The organism is Paenibacillus sp. FSL L8-0708, assembly GCF_038009325.1.
Taxonomy (GTDB): Bacteria; Bacillota; Bacilli; order Paenibacillales; family Paenibacillaceae; genus Paenibacillus_AQ; species Paenibacillus_AQ odorifer.
The window spans coordinates 5,766,836-5,791,953 of record NZ_JBBPBC010000001.1 but is presented as its reverse complement, the minus strand read 5'-3'; the positions used below and the strand labels follow the sequence as shown (position 1 = coordinate 5,791,953).

General features: G+C 50.0%; 17 protein-coding genes and 1 pseudogene. 16 read left to right on the top strand and 2 right to left on the bottom strand.

All coding sequences use genetic code 11. From position 1 onward, the window contains the following. Positions 1 to 31 precede the first annotated feature (31 nt). The 13 genes from NYE58_RS27470 to NYE58_RS27410 all read left to right on the top strand — a co-directional run bounded on the left by NYE58_RS27470 (position 32) and on the right by NYE58_RS27410 (position 19,292). Positions 32 to 1,603, top strand: a complete 1,572-nt coding sequence (locus tag NYE58_RS27470; RefSeq protein WP_341003551.1) for an extracellular solute-binding protein — start codon at positions 32 to 34, stop codon at positions 1,601 to 1,603. A 30-nt stretch (positions 1,604 to 1,633) separates the two neighbouring features. Next, positions 1,634 to 2,584 carry a DUF1861 family protein gene (locus NYE58_RS27465; RefSeq protein ID WP_341003550.1) on the top strand — a complete coding sequence of 317 codons (951 nt, stop codon included), beginning with the start codon at positions 1,634 to 1,636 and terminating at the stop codon, positions 2,582 to 2,584. 12 nt (positions 2,585 to 2,596) lie between these two features. Beyond that, positions 2,597 to 3,295, top strand: a complete 699-nt coding sequence (locus NYE58_RS27460; RefSeq protein WP_341003549.1) for an MgtC/SapB family protein — start codon at positions 2,597 to 2,599, stop codon at positions 3,293 to 3,295. Beyond that, the gene (locus NYE58_RS27455; protein WP_341003547.1) at positions 3,292 to 4,053 is read left to right on the top strand and encodes a Cof-type HAD-IIB family hydrolase; all 762 of its coding nucleotides are present in this window, start codon (positions 3,292 to 3,294) and stop codon (positions 4,051 to 4,053) included. The genes NYE58_RS27460 and NYE58_RS27455 overlap by 4 nt, the downstream gene beginning before the upstream one ends. Positions 4,054 to 4,219: 166 nt before the next feature. Next, on the top strand, positions 4,220 to 5,386 hold the full coding sequence (locus tag NYE58_RS27450; protein WP_341003546.1) for a GntR family transcriptional regulator: 1,167 nt from the start codon (positions 4,220 to 4,222) through the stop codon (positions 5,384 to 5,386). Positions 5,387 to 5,500: 114 nt separating this feature from the next. After that, positions 5,501 to 6,850: an ABC transporter substrate-binding protein gene (locus NYE58_RS27445; protein WP_341003545.1), complete on the top strand. Its 1,350-nt coding sequence runs from the start codon at positions 5,501 to 5,503 to the stop codon at positions 6,848 to 6,850. 77 nt (positions 6,851 to 6,927) lie between these two features. Further along, on the top strand, positions 6,928 to 7,827 hold the full coding sequence (locus tag NYE58_RS27440) for a carbohydrate ABC transporter permease (RefSeq protein WP_341003544.1): 900 nt from the start codon (positions 6,928 to 6,930) through the stop codon (positions 7,825 to 7,827). Positions 7,828 to 7,850: 23 nt separating this feature from the next. Further along, positions 7,851 to 8,705, top strand: a complete 855-nt coding sequence (locus NYE58_RS27435) for an ABC transporter permease subunit (RefSeq protein ID WP_052416690.1) — start codon at positions 7,851 to 7,853, stop codon at positions 8,703 to 8,705. A 67-nt stretch (positions 8,706 to 8,772) separates the two neighbouring features. Then, the gene (locus NYE58_RS27430; RefSeq protein ID WP_341003543.1) at positions 8,773 to 11,166 is read left to right on the top strand and encodes a GxGYxYP domain-containing protein; all 2,394 of its coding nucleotides are present in this window, start codon (positions 8,773 to 8,775) and stop codon (positions 11,164 to 11,166) included. A 36-nt stretch (positions 11,167 to 11,202) separates the two neighbouring features. After that, positions 11,203 to 12,519, top strand: coding sequence for a glycoside hydrolase family 125 protein (locus NYE58_RS27425; RefSeq protein ID WP_341003542.1), 1,317 nt, complete (start codon positions 11,203 to 11,205; stop codon positions 12,517 to 12,519). A gap of 10 nt (positions 12,520 to 12,529) precedes the next feature. Beyond that, positions 12,530 to 15,532: an alpha-mannosidase gene (locus NYE58_RS27420; protein ID WP_341003541.1), complete on the top strand. Its 3,003-nt coding sequence runs from the start codon at positions 12,530 to 12,532 to the stop codon at positions 15,530 to 15,532. Continuing rightward, positions 15,529 to 16,515 carry a DUF1861 family protein gene (locus NYE58_RS27415; RefSeq protein ID WP_341003540.1) on the top strand — a complete coding sequence of 329 codons (987 nt, stop codon included), beginning with the start codon at positions 15,529 to 15,531 and terminating at the stop codon, positions 16,513 to 16,515. The genes NYE58_RS27420 and NYE58_RS27415 overlap by 4 nt, the downstream gene beginning before the upstream one ends. 17 nt (positions 16,516 to 16,532) lie before the next feature. Continuing rightward, on the top strand, positions 16,533 to 19,292 hold the full coding sequence (locus NYE58_RS27410) for an alpha-mannosidase (RefSeq protein WP_341003539.1): 2,760 nt from the start codon (positions 16,533 to 16,535) through the stop codon (positions 19,290 to 19,292). A 136-nt stretch (positions 19,293 to 19,428) separates the two neighbouring features. Here NYE58_RS27410 and NYE58_RS27405 read toward each other — a convergent pair. Continuing rightward, positions 19,429 to 19,631: pseudogene (locus NYE58_RS27405) on the bottom strand (IS630 family transposase); the annotation flags it as partial. A 94-nt stretch (positions 19,632 to 19,725) separates the two neighbouring features. Between NYE58_RS27405 and NYE58_RS27400 the strand changes: the two are divergent. Next, positions 19,726 to 20,706 (top strand): response regulator, encoded by a 981-nt coding sequence (locus NYE58_RS27400; protein WP_341003538.1) that lies wholly within the window; start codon positions 19,726 to 19,728, stop codon positions 20,704 to 20,706. Positions 20,707 to 20,784: 78 nt separating this feature from the next. After that, entirely contained in the window at positions 20,785 to 21,237 is a 453-nt protein-coding gene (locus NYE58_RS27395) for a helix-turn-helix domain-containing protein (protein WP_341003537.1), read from the top strand. A gap of 115 nt (positions 21,238 to 21,352) precedes the next feature. On the opposite strand, the gene NYE58_RS27390 is transcribed toward NYE58_RS27395, so the two are convergent. Then, positions 21,353 to 24,007, bottom strand: a complete 2,655-nt coding sequence (locus tag NYE58_RS27390) for a cellulase family glycosylhydrolase (RefSeq protein WP_341003536.1) — start codon at positions 24,005 to 24,007, stop codon at positions 21,353 to 21,355. 368 nt (positions 24,008 to 24,375) lie between these two features. Here NYE58_RS27390 and NYE58_RS27385 point away from each other — a divergent pair, with 368 nt between their 5' ends. Continuing rightward, positions 24,376 to 24,531 (top strand): hypothetical protein, encoded by a 156-nt coding sequence (locus NYE58_RS27385; RefSeq protein WP_179089108.1) that lies wholly within the window; start codon positions 24,376 to 24,378, stop codon positions 24,529 to 24,531. Positions 24,532 to 25,118: the final 587 nt, after the last annotated feature.

The window sequence follows — 25,118 nt, the reverse complement described above, 5'->3', positions numbered from 1 at the left end:
ATATACAAAATTATAAGGGAGTCGATTTCACATGAAAAAGAGCTTTACTCTGGCCCTTGCAGCCATGCTTGCAGTTACCGCGCTTGCCGGATGCGGAAGCAAGAATTCCGGCAATACCGTGAATGAAGGGGGCAAAGAGGGTGCTGCCGCCACGCAATCAGCCGGTGAAGAGAAAAAGACTGAGCCGGTCAAGATCAAATACGTAGTACCCGGCACAGAACCGAAGGATTACAAGGAAGTTTTCCAGAAGATCAACGAGAAGCTGGCTGCGGATGGCGTGGGTGTAGAGGTTGAGAAAACCTACATTCCAAGTGATGCCTGGGACCAGAAGCTTAATCTGATGCTGTCCACCGGTGAGGATTTCGACCTGTTCCATATCATGCAGGACCGTACGCCGTTCTCCAGCTACTACAACCGCGGGGCATTGGCCGATATCAGCGGGGCGATTGAGCAGTACGGGCAGAATCTGAAGAAATATATCCCGGACGATATTTTCGATGGTGCCAAAATCGACGGCAAATATTACGCCGTTCCCTCCTATTGGGTGGAAATGGCGAGCGAAGGCGAGTTCAACATCCGCCGGGATGTTCTCCGGGCGAACAATCTGGAGGAGCCAACCACTCCGGATGAGCTGATCAGCGCGTGGGAAACGGTGATGAAGAACTGGAAGAGCGGCAGCAAGCCGTATTACTCCACCAAAGCGGATTTCGATCCGGTAAGCCTGCATACCACGATTCTGCACCGTACTTATGACTCTTTTCCGTTCACGGTCAAAGACAAATTTTTCTATGTGAACCAGAACGGTGACGTCAAGTCCTGGATTGAGACCGAAGAGTTCAAGAAGGACGCGGAATTCATGCGCCAACTCTACACGAAGGGCATTACCAACCCGGATATTCTCGTCATGAAGGTGGAGCAGGCCAAGGCACAGACCGACAACGGAGAATGGTTCGTAAATCTCGGCACGGCCGGAAGCCTGAGTTCGCTGCAGAAGAACAATCCGGAAGCGACGGTTGACGATATCGGCGTAGTTTTCTTCAATCCGGAAAAAGAATATTTGCGGCCGCTTACCTTCAAGAACGGCAATGCGGTTCCGGTTAACAGCAAGCATCCCGAGGAAGCGGTCAAATTCATGGACTGGATGCTGGCCAGCCAGGAGAATTACGATCTCGTCCAATACGGAATCGAAGGCAAGCATTATACCAAGGACGGCGACAAGGGCATGAAAGCCATCAATGACCCGGACAACAACAATAAACCCGGTTACAAGGGATCGGAATCCCAGAGCGGCAATGTAGGCTTCATGCGCTTTGATCTGGAAAATAGTATTCCCGAGAACAACAAGGTGCTGTTCGAAGCGAATCCGAACGCGATTAACAGCATTGCGGCAAACTTTGCCTTTGATCCAACCAATGTAAGAACGGAATACACCAACATTGCATCAGAAGCGGCCGCCAGCATCACGCCGATTTATATGGGGGTACAGGAGTATGACAAGGCATTCCCCGCAGCGCTAGACAAAATGAAAAAAGCGGGTCTGGATAAGGTTGTTGCTGAATATCAGCGCCAGTTCAAGGAATATCAGGCCAATCAGGGAAAATAATTGAAAAGAGAAAAGAATAGGAGTGAGCATATGACTTTACTGGAGCAAAGAATTCAATTTGAGGAAACCAAACATATTTATGACCGTGCCATCCTGAGTTTTCAAGGGGTGGAGGGATTCGATGTATACAACATTTCCATCCCCTTTGAACGCGATGGCAAGCGTTATCTGTTCGGACGGGTCGAGCGGCGCGATGAATGGGCGCGCTCCTGGGTCCGCCTCTTCGAGGAGACCGGACAGGATGAATGGACTCTCGTGCAGGGCAGCATGATCTATACGCTGGAGGACCCTTATGTCAGTCTGATAGGCGGCGAAATCGTTATGGGCGGCACCCATGTCCAGCGTGAAGGGGGGAAGGTGAAGACCTATTTCGGATATTTCCACAGAGGAACGGATCTTCATGATTTGTATTATTTCACTTCAGGTCCCAATAAAATGAAGGATATCCGTCTGGTCGAACTGCAGGATGGCAGAATAGGTGTCTTCTCCCGTCCGCGCGGCGCAGAAACACGCGGCAAATATGGAAGTGAATCCATGATCGGCTTTACCGTGATTGACAGCCTCGATCAGCTTACGGCAGAGACAATTGAGCAAGCTCCTTATATCGCGGGCATCTTCGGCGAAGGCGAGTGGGGCGGGGTCAATCAGGCTTACTTGCTTGACAGTGGAAGGATCGGTATTATCGGCCATAACTGTTACCGGGATAAGGATGCAAGCGGCGGCGAAGTAAAGGTCTATCTTAACATGGCTTTTATCTTTGATCCGGAAACCCGCACAGCGGAGGGCCTACATCTGATCGGCAGCCGTACCTGCTATCCCCCGGGACCGGCCAAGACACCGCATCTGGTTGATTGTGCCTTCACCGCCGGCATTGTGATGCGGCCGGACGGCAAGGCTGATCTGTACAGCGGTGTGGGCGACTGCGAAGCGGGCCGGATTACGATTGACTATCCATTCGCAGGATGTGGCCGGATTGTGTAAAGGGATGAAGCGATGATGACTGCCAATCCGGCTGTGTGGCATATTGGCTATATGGATATCAGCCTCCGGATCGCCCTCGCTCTCCTGATCGGTGGATTCGTTGGACTGGAACGAGAGCGGGGCCAGCATCACGCCGGATTCCGGACCCATATTCTGGTCTGCCTGGGCTCGGCGTTGATTACGCTCACCTCGATTTACGGCTTCAGCCAATTTGCCGGGGAACCTAATGTCCGGCTGGACCCGGCCCGGCTGGCGGCACAAATTATCAGCGGTATCGGCTTCCTTGGAGCCGGAACGATTCTGCGCACCGGAAATACGATTTCCGGATTGACGACAGCCGCGTCGCTCTGGGTAGTCGCCGCAATGGGTATTGCCATTGGCGCCGGCTTCTATTACGGGGCTATCCTCACCTTTGTTTCGGTGCTGGTCTGTCTGTTTGTGCTCCAGTGGGTGGAGAAGCGTATCCGTCCGTCCAGCAAAACGGCAGTGTATACGGTAACGGTGGCGAAGGAAGGCGATCCCGGGATTTTCTTGAACTTCTTCCGCGATGAGGGGATCAAGGTGAAATCCTTCAAGATGGATATGCTGGAAGGCGGTGCAGTAAGGATGCATTTTGTCCTATCCAGCAAGCATTCGGATATGAAGCAGAAGATATCCACCATGTCGCTTAACCGTGACGCAGGAATACAGCAAATGGAGATCGGAATATGAGGAATGAAGGAATGAAATATAAGCTGCTCGCACTGGACATGGACGGGACGGTACTGAACCGGAACCACGAGATATCCGCAGAGAACCGCAAGTGGATACACCGGGCGATTGAACAAGGGATTTCCGTGATGTTCGCCACGGGCCGCGAGGTGCAGAGTATTGCGCCTTATGTCGAAAAGCTCGGTCTGCGTTCTCCGCTCGTTGCCGTCAACGGGAGTGAGGTGTGGCGGGCTCCCGGCAGCCTGCTGGTCCGCCATACACTAGAGGATAACTGGGTTCAGGATCTGTACGCGCTGGCGCTTGAGAGCAATTGCCGGTACTGGGCCTACACTGTAAATGAAGTATTCACTGCGCAGAATTGGCCCGGGCAGATTCTGCGGCCTGAAGATGATCTATGGCTCAAATTCGGAATGCACTCCGACGATCCGGCCTGTCTGCAGGAGATTCACCGGATTCTGGACGCCACGGGCCGGTACGAGCTTACCAATTCCAGCCCCCGCAATATTGAGGTTAATCCGCTAGGGATTAACAAGGCAAGCGGAATCCGCGAGGTCTGCAGGCTGCTGGGAATCGGAATGGAGGAAGTTGCCGCCTGCGGGGACAGTCTGAACGATCTGAAGATGCTCCGCTCCGTCGGTCTGGGCATTGCTATGGGCAACGCCCAGGAGGCGGTGAAGCAGGCAGCCAAAGCCGTTACGGGAACCAATGAGGAAGATGGTGTAGCCCAGGCTATACGCAATTATCTGCTAAGGGAATAAGTAAATTCATCTGAACAACAACAGCCGGCAATTTCTTCTACAATTGAGAAATGCCGGTTTTTAGATTATATAAGCAAGCCAAGCAAATCCAGCCCCTTGATATAGAGATGAAATAAAAAATATGTTGTGATATATTTATTATATCAAAATACTAAAGGGGCTTAAAATGGATAAAGTCAAACTTATCAAGCAAAGGAAAAACAAGCTTTATGAGCAGGTCAAGGAAGGAATTATAGAAATTATTGTAGAAAAAGGGCTTGCGCCCCATGATCCGATTCCTTCGGAAGGACAACTGGCAGAGCAGTTTGATGTCAGCAGAATGACCAGCAAGATGGCGATTCAGGCGTTGGAAGAAGAAGGTATCTTGTACAGGCTTCCTAGAAGGGGGACTTTCGTAGCGGATATTAATACAGGTGCGCTGCAATATAATGCCACCCGGTCTGGCAAAGAGCCTTTGAAGAATAAAGCGAAGCAGCTGATTTCCTTAATTTTGCCGATGATCGATGATTTTACGGGCAACATCCTTCATTCGGTTGAACAATCATGCAGCCAGCACGGATACCATCTGGTAGTGAAGCTCAGTGAGGACCTAGAGAATGAAGAGCAGATTCTTCAGGAAATGTCAGCAAGCCCGGATGTAGCGGGAATTATTCTGTTCCCGAGGGGCCGCAAGGTATGCGGAGAACAGCTAATGAAGCTGCGTCTGGCGAAATATCCCATAGTGATCCTGGACCGTTCGTTTAAGGAGATTGATTTCGATTGTGTGCTTCATGACCACTATCTGGCAGCCTACCAGATTACCCAATATTTAATTGATCATGGTCATACAAGAATCGGATTCCTGACCAATCAGATGGATGTAGCCAGAAGCCGGGAGGAACGTTATCAGGGCTATATCCAGGCTTTGGTTGACTCACATGTAGGAATTTATACGAAGCTGATCCATTCGGTTGAAGAAACAAACGGCATGATGAAAAGGGTGAATCTCTCGGAGGATCCTGTTATTGAGGTCCTCATGGACTACTTGAAGAACTCCTCGGATATGACAGCAGTCTGTTGTACGGAGGACATACTGGCGATAAAGCTGGTGTATGCCGCCGAGAAGCTGGGCATCCGAATTCCGCAAGATCTGTCGGTAACCGGATTTACCGATAACAAAGTGATAGATATGTATCCATTGCCGCTTACTACGGTCAAACAGCCAACGGATTTGTTCGGCGAATCCGCAATGGACTTGTTAATGGGAAGGCTGGAAAATCCGGATCTGCCATTGAAGACCATTAAATTAGAGACAACGATTGTAGAAAACAAATCGGTGGATAGAATAATTTGAATGTTTGAGACCAAGTGCTGATATATAAAATATATCAGCACTCTTTATTGAATTATAAATACTATTGATATATAATAGGCCTGTAAACAATATCAAAGATTTGGGGGGCTAGAAATGTATAAGCGTTTTTCGATGGGATTGTTATCCTTGGCAGTGGTGGCGTCATTAACGGCATGCGGGTCAGGCAACAACAATTCAACAGACACTTCTTCTTCAAGCAACAAGAATTCAAGCACGACTAACACTTCTAATCAAGGTGAAAATGAAAGCGTTAAACTGCAGGTAGTTGGAGGTGATTGGGACGATGCCAGCATGACAAAATTTAAGACTGAGAATCCCAATAACCTGGGATATCAGACAAGAAATGCCATCGCCAAGGAATATCCCAACTATAAGGTTGATTATCAGAACTGGGGATGGGCCGAGGATCTGGACAAGAAGCAGAGAGCAGCTATTTTAAGCGGCAGTGTGCCAGACATCGTGCATGGCGAGACCTTCATGCCAATCTACGCATCGGAAGATATTCTGACTCCACTGCCGGATGATATCGTTAGTGCGGTCAACCCAAACTTTCTGCTGAATAACAAGGAGGGTAAACCGGTTGCTGTATCGCCGAAAGGGAATCTCTTCCTGCTCTTTTACAATAAAGATCTTCTGACACAGGCCGGCATCGATGCAGATAACGTTCAGTTAAAAACGTGGAAGGATTGGCAAGCTGTATCCGAGAAGCTGACTGCGGCGGGAGCCGGCAAATTTTTTGGAGGCGGCATTCCCTCCCACCCGCATAACGGCGGCGCGCTCCGGTTCACGGCTATTGCTCGTAGCGTCGGAGCAGATTGGGGCGGTGGAGACACAGTAACGATCAATACGCCGGAAATGGCTAAAGCTCTGCAATTCCTCAGAGACATGGACCATAATTTCCCTAAGGGCATTGGCAACGGCACCGACGAAGGCCCACTCTATGCGATGTTTAATGATGATAAGACACTCGGATTTGCTATCAATGGCACATGGCAGGCCAATGATGCCATCACCAAGAAATTGAATTATGGCGTTGTGCCTTTGCCCGTTGCAGAAGGCGGCGTTTCGTCAAATTCATTGGTGGGCTTTGATTATTACGGCGTGACCAATGCTTCCAAGAATAAAGAGCAGGCCTTCAACATCCTCCGTATGATGCTGAGCAAAGATATTCTTGGCAGTGCATCCATACACGATATCACCCCTCCGGCTACAACGGAATTACAGAACGATCCAGCGGTGCTGGATTCTAATCCTATCCTTAAAGCAGGAATTGAACAAGTTGCAAACGGAGAATTGAAGGGCTTGCCTGTATTCAATAAGAATAATTCGCAAATCTGGGATGTCATCAATACCAAAGTTATTTCCAGAGCTACCATGACAAACGACCCCATTGATACGATTTTGAAAGAAGCCCAGGCTGAAGCGGAGAAGCAGTTGCAATAATGTGAAGGGTGTTGGGTGGGGCATGGCAATCTGCTGCCGCACCCTTTCCCGTTCATATGACATCAAGGAGGTTTACCATGGAGTTTAAAGGAAGAAGGATCAGTCCAAGGCGGAAGGAAGCCTTGCTTGCCTATTCAATCATAGGGCCGATCTATATATGGTTTGCCATTGTAATTATCATTCCAATTCTACTTGGCATATTTATTTCCTTTACAGAATGGAATGGACTCACGAGTCGCCCGCATTGGATCGGCATTGGGAATTATAAGACTTTTTTTACAAGTCCTGATTATTTAATCTCTTTGTGGAAGCAGTTATGGATTGGTGGGGTGGGATTTGCCGCCAATACATTGATCGCCTTCATCCTTGCGTTGATGTTGAACGTTCCCATGAAGCTGAGGGGCTTATTTCGGTCCACTTTTTATGTGCCCAATGTTGCGTCGGTAGCGACAACAACAGCAGTTATTATTGCACTGTTAAATCCTCAATCCGGGCCGCTTAATAAGTTCTTACAGTCATTGGGTTTAAACCCTGTGATCTGGTCGTATTCTCCGTTTTGGATGGTATTCTGGATTACTGCTTACGGCGTCTGGAGAGGTGTGGGACCTACAGCAATAATCTGGCTCGCAGGCTTGCAATCCATCGATCCGACCCTCTACGAAGCAGGTAAAATAGACGGTGCCAACCGGTTTCAATTGATCCGGTATGTCACTCTGCCAGGTCTTAGACCTATCGCAAGCTATATCGTGATCACAGGGCTGATCGGTTCCATGCAAATGTGGGATTCGGTAATGTTTATCTCCAGGGGTGGACCTGTCGGTGCAACTGACGTGCTAATGTACCGGATTTACCGGGATGGTCTGGAAAGCTTCAATATGGGCATGTCGGGAGCTTCGTCCATGGTACTCGGTTTTGTAACCATGATATTAACGGTTATTTATATCCAATTTATTGTGAGACGGCAGGAGAATCTATGAAAACGAGTCTATTAATAAAATCGTTGTGGACATTCATATTGACGGCTATTGCTTTGGTTATGCTGTATCCTTTCTTATTTTCATTACTGGCAGGCTTCTTTCCCAAAGAGGACTTCACGCACATAAGCTCTTTATTGCCGATTCCCGGACGGTGGGTGATTGCCTGGTACAAGAGTCTATTCGAGCCGACGATGCTCCGACCTCTGCTGAATACGGTACTGAGAACAAGCTGGTACACATTAATTGTGACATCGATGGCCTTCTTCGTCGGCTATGTGCTGGCACGGCTGCAGTTTCCCGGCAAAACCTTCTTCTTCTTTTTCATTATACTGATCCAGATGGTGCCGGGTGTGCTGACACTGATTCCAACGTATTTACTGATGGCAAAAATTCCGCTGATGGGCGGCAATGACTGGTTTGGAGCAGGTGGCCACGGCCTGATCAACAATCCGCTGGTACTATATGTTCTGATTGGTCCCGCGAATGTGGTGTGGATTTATCTGTTCCGCCAATCGACAGCGGCATTGCCTCGGGATTTTGAGGAAGCGGCCTCGATTGACGGAAGTGGTTTTTTTCGGACACTGCTGACGATCATCCTGCCTATACAGAAGCCAATCATCGCGACAATCGCTCTGAATACAGCCATCGGCACCTGGAACGACTGGCTGAATCCGTTTATGTTTGTGAACAAAATTGAATATACCACCATAACAGGGTACGTTGGCTTGCTGGTAAGCGCCTTATCCAAGTTTGGCGACCGCAACTACCCGCTTATTTTCGCCGCTTCCACTATAGCCACTATACCGCCACTCGTGATTTTTTTGTTTACGCAGAAATACATCGTTCAAGGGTTTGCCAGTGCCGGTATCAAAGGATAGCACTTAGCAGCAGATAGGTAGAATTGATGCATTAAAGGATTATAGCTCAATTACCAGGAGGATGGTTATGAGAAAAAGCCTGCGATTGGTTCTGTTTGTGATTGTATTGATTGTAAGTACAGTGGTCTCAGGGTTCCCTAAAGCTCAAGCAGCTGGCGGTTTATATCCCAAATTACCAGCAGCAGATACCCTCTATGTCTATGACCTGCGGAATGATTCCCCCGAAGCCAAGCTGTCCGCGCTGGCACTACAGGGATTAATTAATCAAGGTTCAGCCAAGATTTATGTCTTGACCAGAGACAATATCGACATCGGCTGGTTGAATACGACCGGGAAGAGCTATCAGAATGTGACGCCCTTAAGCGGAACCAATCCGGGCCTCAGAACCCTGTACAGAGATTATAAAAATACGGTATCCAAACTCATTGTATGGGATGGAAATTCGGATTGGACCTTCAATATTGCGTTGATGAAGGGAAGCCTGGAGAGCGGACTGCCGGTGACGGACAGTATCCGAAATAGTCTGATTTCCGAATTTGGAACGAAAACAGCAGAGGATATCCGCTCGAACTGGAGCGGACGGGTGGCTGCCTATGACTGGGCGCTGGATCACTTGATGCCTTCCTTGAACAAGCAGGTTATTTTCTCTGCTGGTTTGCGGACGACAGAACCTAACCCTAAGGATAACTGGACGGGTAACCCATGGCTCGTATTCGATTACGCCGCAGCAAGCAAATCATTTGTATTTTACCTTGACCCGAGAGTCCAAAGCGAACGTGAGGAAATTGTTAAAATTGTGCAAAGAGGCAACTACGCACCGGGTACGGCCGTGATGGGCTATGCGCCAAACGGAGATGAACTGAACGCAACGGTAAATCCATACGGCATCGGTTATGTGGTATCGGATTATTACTCGAACGGCAGTGTCTGGTCCAGCTTTCCGAACCGCACCTATTCTCAGCCGGCGGGTACTGCCATAAATGCGCAGCCGGGCAAAGTGTATGTCTCCATCGTGGCGAGCGACGGCGATAATATCCAATTCGACCAAGGATCATTGTACGGACAGTTTCAGAGTACTGCGAAAGGGCAGGTTCCTGTTGGAATTACCATTACCCCTTCCGCACAAGAACTTGCGTCACCTTTCCTGGATTACTTCTATGCGAATAAGACCGATAACGTTGAGCTTGTCGCCGGACCTACGGGCTATCAGTTTATTTATCCCGAGGATTATACAAACGGATATTCGGCATGGCTGAACCTGAATAAACAGTGGCTAAAGGATGCGGGTATCCGCACTTCCCAAATCTGGCACAGCAGTGTCAACAGCACCAGCCACAAACAAATGGCGGACAGTTTGGTCGGCACTGGAGTAGCGGGTCTCTTCCGGGGTGATGATGTACAGCCCATCAGTGCATACCATGGAATCTATACGATTGCCCAAGGTGACATGGTGCAGAATGAAGACGACATCTATAATGTCCTCAAAAATGTGAACAGTGACCCTTCCAGACCGGTGTTTCATAATATTTATCCGATTTTGGCAGGTTACGGTCAGGATGCCAACGGGAATTTTTTATTCTTTAATAGAGTGAAGGCTGAGGTGGACCGGCTGAATGCAGACTATCCCGGAAAATATGTATTTTTGAAGCCAAGCGATGAAATTGCCACCATTAACAAGCTGAACCAGGAACTCAGGGGAATCAGCTTCGCCGCGAACAACAATGACGCAGAGACCGTCTATCTGTACGAAGACAATTCCTCGGCGATGGACAACGGCCACCGATATGCGGATGGGAATTCCAACTGGATTTACAAATTTAACCTGGACCCGGCTGTCACAAAAGCAACGATGACGATGGACATCGGCGGCGATTATGTAGTCGACCTCTCCCGGGACGGCATGAATTGGAGCAACGCTGCCCATGCCAACGGCGGTACCGGCAGAACGGTGGAGAATTCCAATATCAGCGGCTGGTTGAATAATAACCCGGCGAAAACAGTGTATGTGAGATTCAAAGACGGCAGCCCCCAGAATGGCAACGGTCCAAGCCTGTATCGGCTTTCGGTCTCCACGGAGGGAACAGGTGCAAACCTTGTAACGCCAAGCTATGCGGATAATCAATATATTGTTCAGAACACAGGCAGCATCGATAATGATCACCGTTACGCCGACAAGGATTCGACAGTCATTTATAAATTTGATCTGAAGGATGATGTAACATCAGCTTCCATGGTGCTGGACATCGCGGGAGAGTTTAATGTGGACGTCTCACGGGACGGGGTGAATTGGGGGAATTTTGCTTATTCCAGTGGTGTTTCCGCGCGGCATTCGGAGACCTGCGACCTCTCAGGAGTGCTGGCCAATAATCCCGACAAAATAATGTATATCCGCTTCAGCGACCGGACTCCGGGCAACGGGTATGGTCCGAGCTGGTGGAACCTGAATATTTCAGCTTCATAGACAAGTTATTATAGAAGAGGAGCGGGGAGCAAGCATATGAATAAACCGGTTATTGATTTTCAGGATTCGGTGAAATGGAAGGAACTTATACACGTTGTAGAACAAGGAGAGGGGTATTTTTCAGATAGAGGCCTGAACAGGGAGAAGCTGGCTGCCATGTTTGCCAATTGTTTCATGAGCACTATCGAAACGACTGTACAGTACCTGGAAGATGATTCCGTTTTTGTGATTACCGGCGATATTCCGGCGATGTGGCTGAGAGATTCAACGGCTCAGGTCAAGCATTACATTCCTTTTGCGACGGAATTGCCGGAATTGCGGAAAGTGATTGAAGGACTTATTCAAAAGCAAATATTTTGCATCAATAAAGACTCCTATGCGAATGCCTTCAACAAAGAAGCGAATGGTCAAGGGCATGGAGATGATCTAACCGAATCCAGCCCTTGGGTCTGGGAACGCAAGTATGAGATTGATTCGCTGTGTTATCCGGTTGAACTGGCCTATTTGTATTGGCGGGAGACAGGGAGCACCGATATTTTTGATGATGCTTTCAAGGAAGCAGTTCACCGCATCATCGATTTGTGGACGGTGGAGCAAAGACATCATGAATGCTCTCCGTACCGTTTTGAGAGGCTGAACTGCCCTCCGAGCGATACGCTCAGAAACAGCGGTGCGTCCATGCCGGTCAATTATACAGGGATGACCTGGTCCGGCTTCCGTCCAAGCGATGACGCCTGTGTATTCGGGTATTTGATCCCGGCCAATATGTTTGCCGTTGTCGCGTTGGGATATATGGAGGAAATACTGCGTGCCGTATACAAGGACACGGAGACGGCGGATCAGGCCGCCAAGCTGAAAGAAGAAATCGACCATGGTATCAAAACCTATGGTAAGGTAAATCATCCCGAGTTTGGCGAGATCTATGCCTACGAGACAGACGGATTTGGCAATTATCATCTCATGGATGATGCCAATGTACCCAGCCTGCTGTCCATTCCGTATTTGGGCTATGCCGCAGCCGATGATCCGCTCTATTTGAATACCAGAAATTTTGTACTGAGTACAACTAATCCGTATTACTTCGAAGGGAAGTATGCCCGCGGTGTCGGAAGCCCTCATACACCGGACGGATATATATGGCATATCGGACTGGCGATGCAGGGATTAACAGCTCTTGACCCTGAGGAGATTGCCGAAATACTGGTTATGCTGACCACGACAGATGCGGATACAGGCTATATGCACGAAGGTTTTAATCCGGATCATCCCGCTGAATATACGCGAACCTGGTTTGCGTGGGCAAACAGCCTCTTTGCCGCACTTATTTATCAATTGCACGGCATGAAAATATAGGAGTGAGAGAATGCCATACGAAGCAGACAAAGTCAGGCTTATGAAAATAATGAAGACGAAGGAAAAGCTTAATGAGGCAATTTATCATACGGTTGGACTGCTGGAGGTTGAAGCATGGGTGACGAAAGAGCCTGTGAGCTACAGCCAAAAAACAGTAGGGAAACATGTCAGGCTCCATCAAGGGACCCGCTGGGGTGAACTGTGGGATTGCGCATGGTTCCGCTTCGCGGGCGTCATTCCGACTGAGGCTGCCGGGGCCAAGATTGTCCTGCTTATCGATGTGAACGGAGAACTGTGCCTGGTGGATGAGTCGGGAACGCCGCGTCAAGGGCTAACTAACATTAATTCCGAGTTTGAACTTGCGCTTGGTCTGCCCGGCAAGCGGGTAGTGGATCTGTTGCCCTCAGCGGCAGGCGGTGAAAAGATCGAGCTATGGGGGGACGCGGGCTGTAATGATCTGTTTGGGCATTACCGGAGCGGAACGCTGAAGGAGGCGGTTATAGCCGTATGCCATGAGGATATCCGCAGCTTGTATTATGATTTTGAAGTGCTTCTTGAGCTGGCAGAGAAGCTCCCGGATACAAGCTCCCGTAAAGCGAAGATAGCTCAATCCCTGTATGATGCCTCCAATTGCTTGTCTGTAATCAGTGCCAAGCGGGTGGAACAGGCTGCCGGGATCGTCGGACGTGAGCTTGCCAAGCAGGGAGGTGACCCCAGTCTTACTGTTAGTGCGATTGGACATGCGCATATTGACCTGGCCTGGCTGTGGCCGATCCGGGAAACGATCCGCAAAGGAGCACGAACGTTCTCGACGGTTCTCCGCAACATGGAGAAGTACCCGGAATATGTCTTTGGGGCCAGCCAGCCCCAGCTTTATCAGTGGATGAAGGAAGGCTATCCGGAGCTTTATGAACAGATTAAAGAACGAATTAAGGAAGGCCGCTGGGAACCGCAGGGCGCGATGTGGGTGGAACCGGATACGAATATTTCTGGTGGCGAGGCGCTGGTCCGGCAAATATTGTATGGCAAGCGATTTTTCGAACTGGAATTCGGCCAGGAAATGAAAGTGCTGTGGCTGCCCGATGTATTCGGCTATACGGGAAGCCTGCCGCAGATTCTTGCCAAATCCGGTGTCGAATATATGATGACCCAGAAATTGTCCTGGAGTGAATACAACGACCATCCGCATCACAGCTTCTACTGGGAAGGTATTGATGGAACACGGGTGCTGACGCATCTGCCGCCAGAGGATACTTACAACAGTCCCGCTGCACCGCGGTCGCTGGTCAAGATTGAGAGTGATTATCTGGACCGGAATGTATCTGGACATGCGCTGATGCTGTTCGGTATTGGTGACGGGGGCGGCGGACCTGGCGAAGAGCATCTGGAACGGCTGGCACGTGAGAAGAATCTGTCTGGCCTGCCTCAGGTTGTCCAGGAACCGTCTCTGGTTTTCTTTCAGCGTCTGGCACAGGAAGCTGCCCGCTTTGATACTTTCAAGGGGGAACTGTACCTGGAGAAGCACCAGGGGACGCTGACCACCCAAGCGCGTAATAAATGGTATAACCGCAAGCTGGAAAAGGCGCTTCGGGAGCTTGAATTTGGCTCTTCCCTGCTTCATGTATTAGGCGGTTCTTCTTACCCAGCGGCAAAGCTTGAGGAAATCTGGAAAGAAGTTCTGCTGTATCAATTCCATGACATCTTGCCCGGTTCCTCCATAACCAGGGTCTATGACGAATCGCTGGAGCGGTATGCCAAGCTGTATGACGAAGTGTATGCGATAATCGGCAAGAGATACGCGGAACTCGCCGGTCTGGCGGGATGGGCCGGGGAAACGGCCATCTTCAATTCGCTTCCGTGGGAGCGGAAGGAATGGATTCGCTGCGGAGAAAAATGGCAGTGGGCAGTAGTTCCCGGCATGAGCTATCTAAAGCTTGAGGATGCAGTCCAATACAAGGATGCCGAAGGGATAAGAGCGTCTGATGGAATGATTGCAAATTCGCGGCTTACGGTCAGCTTTAATGAAGAAGGGCATGTGATCTCCATATATGACCACAGCCAACAAAGAGAAGTCATCTATCCGAAAGCAGCGGCCAACGTGTTCACAGTCTATGAAGATACCGGTGACGCTTGGGATTTCCCGCATGACTACCGCGAAACGGTTGCCGGAACCATGAAGCTGATGAACAGTATCTTCCGTATCGATGGCCCGCAGGCCATTATGGAACAACACTATCAATACGGGGAGTCTTTCCTTGTCCAGAAAATTGTACTGGCTGCAGATTCGGAAAGGATAGATTTTCAGACGGAAGCTGAATGGAACGAATCAGGAAAAATGCTGCGGGTCTCCTTTCCGGTAAACATTGCCAGCGACCAATTCACCTCTGATATTCAGTTCGGACAGATCAAGCGGCCCACAACGCGCAATACACTGATCGAGTTCGCCAAGGATGAAGTTGCGGCACATCACTATATTGACTTGTCTCAGCCGGATTATGGGGTCGCGCTGCTGAATGACTGCAAGTATGGACATAGTGTTCAAGGGCATGTTTTGGATTTGAATTTGCTGAGAAGTCCAATCTATCCTGATCCGGACGCTGACCGTGCCAGCCACCGGTTTACGTATGCCTTGTATCCGCATGCCGGAGATTCTGTGACCGCCGCTGTCCATCGCAAAGGATACGAGCTGAATATCCCGCTTGTCCTGGCAGAAGGCAACATCGCAACGGAAACGCGCCGTGATCCCGTTCAGCTCATCCGGATGGGTCATCCTTCCGTTATGCTGGAATCCGTAAAAAAAGCTGAGGACAGTGAGCATCTCATCTTCCGTCTGTACGAAACGGATGGGACTAGGGCACGCACTGCAGTATCCTTCGGTCTCGATTGCCTGTCCATTGAGGAATGCGATCTGATGGAACGGCCGGCAGAGCTGCTGCGGGAGCATAGCACCGAGGTTGAACTTGAATTCACCCCCTTTGAGATCAAAAGTCTGCGTGTGAGGATAAGAGATTGATCACACCTGAGTTTGAAAGGTTGTCTGCGATGAATGCTGCCGGTATGAGGAAATGTTTTGAACAAGAGAATAAAATCTATGAAAGTGTAAAGCTGAAATTCAACAACGTGGAAGGCTTTGATGTCTATAATGTGTCTATTCCTTTTGAGTGGGGGGGATGCAAGTATATCTTCGGACGTATCGAAAGACGGGAGGAGTGGGCCAGGTCATGGGTACGGCTCTTTCAGGAGACCGGACAGGACGAATGGACGCTTGTGCCGGATTCAATGATTTATCCACTGGAAGATCCATTTGTCAGTTTTGTTGATGCAAACTTGATTATGGGCGGGACGCATGTTCGTTACAAGCAGAACGAGCCCGAAACCTATTATGGTTATTTCTATAAAGGTTCCGCTTTGCATGATTTGTATTATTTCACAACAGGACCGGAGCTTATGAAAGACATCCGGCTTGTGCAAATGCCTAATTCTCAGATAGGTGTATTCTCGCGGCCCCGGAATGAGGACATCCGCCGACAGTATGGCAGTGAATCGGTGATTGGGTTCACGGTGATAGGCGGACTTGATGAGCTTTCTGCCGAAGTACTGGAGAATGCAGCTGTTATTCCTAACTTATTCGGCAAGGATGAGTGGGGGGGATGCAATCAGGCCTATTTTCTGGAGAGCGGGAAAATTGGAGTTATAGGCCATATCGCATATCATGCGATCGATAGAATGGGGACTCCTCAACAGTCGTATATGAACATGTCATTTGTTCTGGATCCAACAACGCACGAAGCATCGGAGCTGAAGATTATCGGCACAAGGGCCTGCTACCCCGACGGGCCAGCCAAAAGACCCCATCTGGCGGATTGTGCGTTCTCTGCAGGAATCATTCTGCGGCCGGATGGTAAAGCGGATCTGTACAGTGGAATCGGCGATGCGGAAGCAGGCCGGATTACCATCGATAATCCTTTTGAAGGCCATGGCAGAATAGTCAATTAGAAAGGGAGAAACGCTTCATGACAAAAGGCAAAACGAATGCCGTCCGTCAAACGGCACATATCATCCCGCATACCCACTGGGACCGGGAATGGTATTTGCCATATGAGAAACACCATGTGCTGTTGATTGGACTTATGGATACCTTGCTGGATGCGCTTGAGCAGGACCCGGACTATCGCAGCTTTCATCTGGACGGTCAGACTATTATTCTCGAGGATTATCTTCAGGTGCGTCCGGAGAAGCAGGAGCTACTGAAACGGTTCATCCAAGAAGGGCGTATCTCCATTGGTCCCTGGTATATCCTTCAGGATGCCTTCCTGACCAGCGGCGAAGCCAATCTGCGCAATCTGCAAATCGGGCACCGGGATGCGGCGCAGTACGGAAGGATTGCGAAGGTCGGCTATTTCCCGGATACCTTCGGGAATATCGGGCAAGCGCCGCAGATTCTCCGCCAGGCCGGCATTGACAATGCCGTGTTCGGGCGGGGCGTGAAGCCCACTGGCTTCAACAACACCGTCTCCGATGCCGGATACGAATCCTCTTTCTCGGAGCTGATCTGGGAAGGGCCGGACGGCTCGCAGGTGCTGGGCATTCTGTTTGCGAACTGGTACAGCAATGGCATGGAAATTCCGGTGGATGAAGCAGAAGCCGTAAGTTACTGGAAGCATAAGCTGGCTGATGCCGGCAAGTATGCTTCGACAACGCAGCTTCTGTTCATGAACGGCTGTGACCACCAGCCGGTACAGACGGATTTGTCTGAGGCGCTTGCCATGGCTCGGGAGCTGTATCCAGAGACGGAGTTCGTTCATTCCAGCTTCGGGGAATACCTAGATTCGCTGAGAGAAGCGCAGCCGGAGGGATTGTCAGTGGTGAAGGGGGAGCTTCGTAGCCAGCGGACGGACGGATGGTCGACACTGGTCAATACCGCCTCCGCGCGGATCTATCTGAAGCAGCTAAACCAGCGCGGGCAGTCGCTGCTCAGCGGTGTGGCTGAACCCTTGGCGGCGATCGCACACACGATTGGCGAAGCCTATCCTCATCATTTGTTCACCTATGCGTGGAAGACGCTGATGCAGAATCATCCCCACGACAGCATTTGCGGCTGCAGTGTGGATGAGGTTCACCGTGAGATGATTACGCGGTTTGCTAAGAGCCGCGATGTCGCGGAAGCGCTTATCGGCGGAAGCCAAACTGCCATAGCCGGCAAGGTCAATACGAGCGGACTGAGCCGGTATGGCAATGATGCCCTGCCGTTTGTGGTCTTCAACACCACGGGCTGGAAACGCAGCGGGACGGTTACTATTGAACTGGAGGCTGCCAAGATTTATTTCCGTGAAGGTCTGGCAGGGTCAGAGATGATCAAGCGGATGAAGGCGGCCGATATTACCGGACGGGTGCTAGTAAACAGTGAGGATCAAATCCTTTCCTGCCGGATGGAGGATCTTGGTCTGCAGTTTGGGTATGATCTTCCGGACGATAAGTTCCGCCAGCCGTATTGGAGCCGCCGGGTTCGTCTCACCTTCGAAGCGGTGGATGTGCCGGCGCTTGGCCTACGAACTTATGGCTGGGTGCATGCCGGTGGAAGGGTACCGGAAGAAGAGCATTCTCTGCTCAGATCTGACCGTGTGCTTGATAACGGCAGGTTGCGCCTGGAGGTTGCGGATGACGGTTCATTCACAGTCACGGATTTGACCAGCGGCCATGCATACCGTGATCTGGGCGTATATGAGGACACCGGCGACATCGGAAATGAATATATGTATAAGCAGCCGGATGGCGAGGAGGCGATCACGACACGCGGCATCGCTGCCGAGATCACGATTGCAGAGAATACGCCATACCGCGCTGCACTTCAGATCATTCATCGTTTGAATATTCCGGCTGGTTCAGAGGAGCGGTTCGAAGAGGAGAAGCGCGAAGCGGTCTATTATGCGGAGCGCAAATCACAGCGGAGGGCAGAAACCGTCCCGCTGATGATTACGACTACGGTCAGCCTGGAACGAAGCGCCGCCGGCATCCGTCTTCGTGTTGAACTGGACAATCAAGCAACGGATCACCGCATCCGGGCGCTGTTCCCGACAGATCTGCAGGCGGCGGTTCACCGTGCGGACTCGATCTTCGAGGTGGCTGTAAGGGATAACGAACCGGCTGCGGAGTGGGTGAATCCGAGCAATACGCAGCATCAGCAGGCATTCGTGGATGTAAGTGACGGCGTGCAGGGGCTTACGGTTGCAAACCTCGGACTGCATGAATACGAGGTGCTGCGGGATGGCCGCAATACGATCGCTGTCACGCTGCTCCGCTCGGTATCCGAGCTGGGAGACTGGGGGATATTCCCTACACCTGAAGCCCAGTGTCTGGGCAGGCATACAGCGGAATTGCTTCTTATGACGCATGCGGGTGAAGGGGCATTGGAAGCTTATCCGGCGGCATACCAATTCCAGGTGCCGTGGACAGCCATCCAGACCGGACTGCACGAAGGGCCACTAGTCCCCGACTACCGGCTGCTCGCCTGGGAAGGGGAAGGCATCGCTTTTTCCTCGGCGAAGATCGGAGAAGAATCGGGAGATCTGACGCTCCGGTGGTTTAACATGCAGCCGGAAGCCGCCCACTTACAGCTGCGTATGGAAGGAAGCTTCTATGAAAGTGATGTGCTGGAACGCAGGGGGAAGGAATTTTCTCATACTACCCAGGATGACGGGATAACGTTGACTGTGGGTTCCTGCGAGATCGTTACGGTCGGTGTTCGGCGGGGGAACTTGAAAACGGATTCCTGATGAATTCCGGCCTCCGCAGTTGAATTGCCTCAGCGAAGAGTTCAATTTCATAAGTTGCAATTTAAGACTAGACCCCTGACAGTAGATACTGTCAGGGGTCTAGTCTTGTAGAGAATTTGCTAAAGCTAGTAGAGCATCAATCTTTAAATTGTGGATATAATGTATTAAGTTTGATCCGCGCATCTTCGGTAGTGAATTGCCAATCTACACCTTTTTGAGAAGCATTCCGAGTACTAACTGAGCGAGTGGGAAATCAGTAGCTAGTTCATCCATCGACGGAATCCGTCTGGTTAAACATTGACGCGTCATGACGCTCAGCTCAATTTCAGCAATATTTAATCACCGGGCCATGGAGGTGGGATCGCGTTATGTATAAACTGTTTATAGCGGATGATGAGCAGCTCGTGGTCGAAACGCTGTCGGCCATGATTGATTGGAACGCTTCCGGGATAAGGATCGTGGGGACGGCAACAACGGCAGGCAGGCGCTGGAAAGGATTCTCCGGTCGAACCCGGACATTGTCCTGACCGATATTAGGATGCCAGGCCTGAACGGGCTTGATCTGATCCGCACCCTGAAGGGGAAAGGATGCAAAGCGAAATGCATTATCGTGAGCGGCTATTCCGAGTTTGAATACGCCAAGGAGGCCATAGAGCTGGAGGCCGTGGATTATCTGGTCAAGCCCGCGGAGCTGGGTGAAGTAGCGAAGACCGTCTCAAGGGCGATCCAGCGTCTGGAGCGCAAATCAGAGCAATCGGGAAATCGCCCGGAGCTTCGATTCGCCAGAGCACTCAATCAAGTGGTATTTACCGATCTCATCGTTCACGGGACAAGCCGGTCGTTTGATCAAACGCCATATGAACGATACAACCAGTTTGCGGCCATCCTGATCGGAAGCCCGTCAGCGGTCTGGGTAGAACGTATGAAGAACAATAACGTTACAGATGCTCTTCTAAGCTTCCTGGCAGATCGCGGAATTGTTGTGGAGCTGCTCTACGAGCAGCAGAAAATCATCCTGTTGTGCATGACGAGTCTGGAGGATTGCGCAGTATTAACGGATATCCTGATGGCGGAAGCCGCGGCATTTTCGGGTGACAGCTCACCGGATGGTATTGCGTTGTCAGTCGGAATCGGTGAGGTTGTGACTGGAGTCATGCAGGCGCATCTCTCTTTTTTGTTAGCCGAGCAGGCATGCCAAATGGCTTTGTTCTTCGGCATGCCGGTTATGGAGGCGGACCGGTGGACGGAGATCTGTCACGTTTCCGGGAGATGGCTCTCCGACTGGTCTGACCAGGTGAATTCCTGCGTCCGCTACGTTTATAAAGAATTCGAAGAGCTGCTGGGAAGCTTGGTGGAATGGGGGGCAGGGCGATTGATCGCTTCTGCTTCCCTGAAGAAGGCGGGGATCCAATAGGCTAACCGGCTTCATGATCTGATCGAGCAGGACTATGGAATCAAGCTTGAGAAAGTGAGCGGCGACCGCACGCAGCTGATGGACAGGATGCTGGAAGCACCGGATTGGATATCATTGCAGAAGCAGTGCCAGGATTTGGCGTTAAGCGTGCAATTCTATTTGAACATAACGAAGACCACCCTGAAAGAAAAGGTGGTTCATGAAATCAAAGCTTATCTCGAATCTCATTACCATGAGAATATCCAGCTTGATCAATTGGCTGAGCGGTTCGATCTCAATTCTTCCTATGTAAGCAACTTATATTCCAGATCAACCGGGCAGACGATTCTTGAATATGTCACTTGGCTGCGTATCCGGAAAGCGAAAAAGATGCTGTGGGAAAGCAGCTTCAAAATCTCGAAAACATCTTCTAATGTCGGATATGATAACCAGCGTTATTTCTGTCAAGTGTTCAAGAAGCATGTAGGCGCTAGTCCCGGCCAGTATAGAAAAGAGCATATGATGAAAAGTGAAGAAAATCAGCCTTTATAGTTAATGATCGAAATATCATCAAGTTAGTGTTTTGAGATAATAATTGCAGCAGCCATTTTGCAATAGCAGAGTGGCTGCTGCTCTTATATTAACTCACCGTCAAATTCTCCTGCTCTTAGTTGACTAGGGTAATCCAGAAGGCTTCCCAGGCACCGGCTATCGTTTCGCTGTTGGCCAGCAGCTTGCCGCCTTTATTTTGGTCTGAATTGATGTATTTGCCGTTGGCGGCGGCATAGATACCGTATTGTCCGCCTGAAATACTCTCAATATAGAATCGTTCCCAGCTTCCGATGGTGGTGCTTCTCGCCAATAGCTGGCTGTCTTCATCAACGACAGCGGTCAGATATTGGTTGTTGGCCGCAGAGCGGAAGGAAACCGTGCCGTCACTGTTGTTCACGAGCGTAAAGGTCTCCCAGGCACCGCTATAGGAATCGCGGTTTGCGACCAGCGGATTTTTGCCGCTGTTGTCGGCCGTGACGACTTTGTTGTTCGCGATCGAGGTGAAGCAGTAATTACCGGCAGCAAGGTTGGCGAGACTGGCCTTCTCAATTTTCAATGAAGAGGCTTTATCATTATAACTCCCTAAGGATGATGCATCCTCAAATAAAACCTTGGTTCCCCCGCTATAGTTATCATCATTATATAGAGTTACCTTGTAGCCTTTGGGCACTTTGACAGATGAAATGGCGTCGTTGGACAACCCCTTGCTGACCAGGCTGTTATAGTTATACGTGCCGACTCCAAGCTGGACGGCTTTCCCCTGATAGCCCGCATCCACAAAAAACTCCGCTTTTTTCGAGGCCACACTGTCGTCATAGACCAAGCCCGAGCTGTCACCGACCTTGGTGATTTTGAAGGCTTCCCAGGCACCGTTCACTTGATCCTTGGTCGCTTCCAGTCTGCCGCCATTATCCATATTGGCCTGCACAAATGTGCCGTTCGCGCTGGCTTTGATTCCATAAGTGCCGTCACCCAGGCTGACCAGCTGGAATTTCTCCCAGGTGCCGATGGAGGTGCTGCGGGCCAGTAGCTGGTTGGATTCATCAATCACCGCACATATATATTTCTGATTGGCTTGCGACAGGAAGGAGACACTTCCATCACTGTTGTTTTTCAACGAGAGTGTTTCCCATGCGCCACCAATGGCAGGCCGGATGGCCGCTAGCGGTTCCGCCCCAGCATTATCAGCCGTAACCACGCCTCCATTGGCCACCGAGGTCAGATAATATTCGCCGTCACTGAATGGAGTCGCACCGGCTTTTTCAATCTTAATGGAAGAGGTCTTATCATTGAAATCGCTGAGCTGGGATACATCCGAGGTCAGAACCCGCTGGGCCCCGCCAAAGTTCAGATTCTCGTACAGGGTAACCTTCAGCCCGGAAGGCACCTTGACTGAAGAGATTTTGTCGTTAGGAATTCCGGCCGCCACCATTTGATTCAAATCGTAGGAGCCTGCTCCGAGCATAACGGCAAGCCCGCCATAATTATCGTTTTCGTAGAAGGTAACACCGCCGTCGCCGGTTCCGGGGCTGACCGTTCCAGGCAGATAGGCTTTGATAACATTGTGGATCTTAGCGTTCACGGTTGCGTTTGAGGTGCCGACGCCTGACCATTTCTGACGGATGGTATCCTGGGAGTCGTTATAAATATCCACCTTTTGCGGATTATGGGTGTAAATTCCCCATGAGGAGTTGGTTCCGGTTACTTTGTAGGTCCAGGTCGTCCAGCTCCATCCCTGCTGATTGAAGGATGACATGGTATTCTTCCAGGCATCCTCTTGGTCAAAAGAGGTGAATTCCCCTATATAGGTCGGAACGCCATAGTTGTGGCTTGTGATGTCAGCGACCTTGCTCGCAATATAAGAAGCCTGGCCGGAGGTGCTGGAAACCGCATCCCATGGATAGTAGTGGTATTCATAGACTACATTCGTCCAGCCGTATTGGCTCGGGTTAGGCAAATTGCCTGCATCCCAGCAGGATTCCATAATAACAATGTGATTGGAATCTTTGGCCCGGATCCGTTTGTAGATTTCATTATAGAAATCCCATTGCAGACTGGTGGTGGCTGCGGCTTTGATTCCCGGCTCGTTCAAAATGTCATAACCGGCAACGGCGGGATTGCCGTTGAAATGTTCGGCAATCTTCTCCCATAACGCGAGCGTCTTCTCCCGGTTGGACGGGCTGCCGTACAGCTGATTGCCGTCATTAATTTCGCCTGAATGGTCCATGCCGTTCTGCGAGCCGAAAGCGCCGTGCATATCAAGGATGACATAGATTCCCCGCTGGCTGCAGTTGCTTACGAACCAGTCCAGTCTTTTCCATGCATCCGCTTTCAAATTTCCGTTATCATCGGTCAGATTCATATAAGAAAAGGGCAGCCGGACTACATTCATCCCTATGCCTGCGAGATTATCGAAGTCTTGCGTAGTCCAATAGTTGTCTTCATAGACAGCCACCAGCTGATCTCTCACTGCGGCGCCAAACCGGGACTTCAATGTATCCATCATGGTCTTCTGGTCAGGTGCATTGGTTGGATTCATCCAGTCTTCCTGGACCAGCCAGCCTCCCGCATTGGTCCCTCTTAAATGAACGGTCTCCCCGCTGCCACTTGCTTTGCGGATGGTGGTTCCGTTCGTTTTTAGAAAGTCCGCGCTTCCCAAGCCTGCTGCAGCATTTGCCGTGGATTCAACTCCGAAACCGATTGCGGAAAACAGCATAATGAGACTCAATAATGCCTTTAAAGTTCTCCGAGCAGTTTTTTTCTTCTGCATTTTTGTACCCTCCTCCATTTAAGTGATCTCCTTGATCCCTCATTCAATGTATGGACCATTGTGCTGTTTCATGCGCAGATTTGGGGATGAACGGGATGGAATGTGTGGACGTTTGGAGTTCTAATCTTAGAATGACAATATCTTGGTTAGTTGCTATTACAAGTTCGATATTATTTGCAAAGACGGGATTCTGATCTTTAGCTTATTGTGATCACAAGTATAACTGAATTAGTGGTAATGGAAAAAATTAAACAAACAAAAGACCGTCAACCAAAGGACTGCTCCCATAAAGTGAGATGAATCCAAACATCTTCTAGAGAATGAAACCTGTCGTAAGATAGGCAGACAACCTTGGAGGTGTTTTTGCATTGGCGACTAGAGTGAGTTACCTGGTAGAACTAAAGATGAAAATTATCGAAATGGGAACGGTAGGAATTCCGGTACGAGGGGGTATGGAAGAACTGGGAATACGAATTAACACACAGTTAAAAACATGGATGAGAAGGTGTAGAAAAGGTGAATAGCACCGTTTGGAGTAGTCTGCGGGGAAAAGCAGTCGCTGCTGCTAGTGGATAGAGTGACGGTGTCTGAGGGCTGTTCATAAGCAACCTATTTATGGAAAGAGGCTCTGGGGACAAAGGATGTGGACAAGACGGTAGAGAACATTCGGGGGGATCCGCCATAAATTCCGGTACGGGTATTGAATTACAGCACTACTTAGAAGAGAACAACGCATAAATTACAAACGAGTCCAGCGGATTATATAGCGTGAGGAGCTCCGGTGCTGCGTGAAGGTGACAAACGAAAGTCACCGGGCAACCTGTACAACCAGCTGAAAATCTGCTCCAGCGCCAATTTCACGTCGAAGCGTCTATGCAAAGGCTCGTCAAGGACATTATCTATTTGCTATTTGGCGGTAAAGTGTTGTATTTCTCGAGCATTCAGGACCTTTACAACGGCGAAATTGTGTCGAAATATGCCTCCATTGAATTGTTTCACTCCACGCTAAAGTCTGAAACGTTCTATTTTGAAGGGTTAACCTGCACAACGAAGGCAATCGTGAAACACCTTCGAGACTACATTACCACTATAACTCATTCCGAATTCAAAC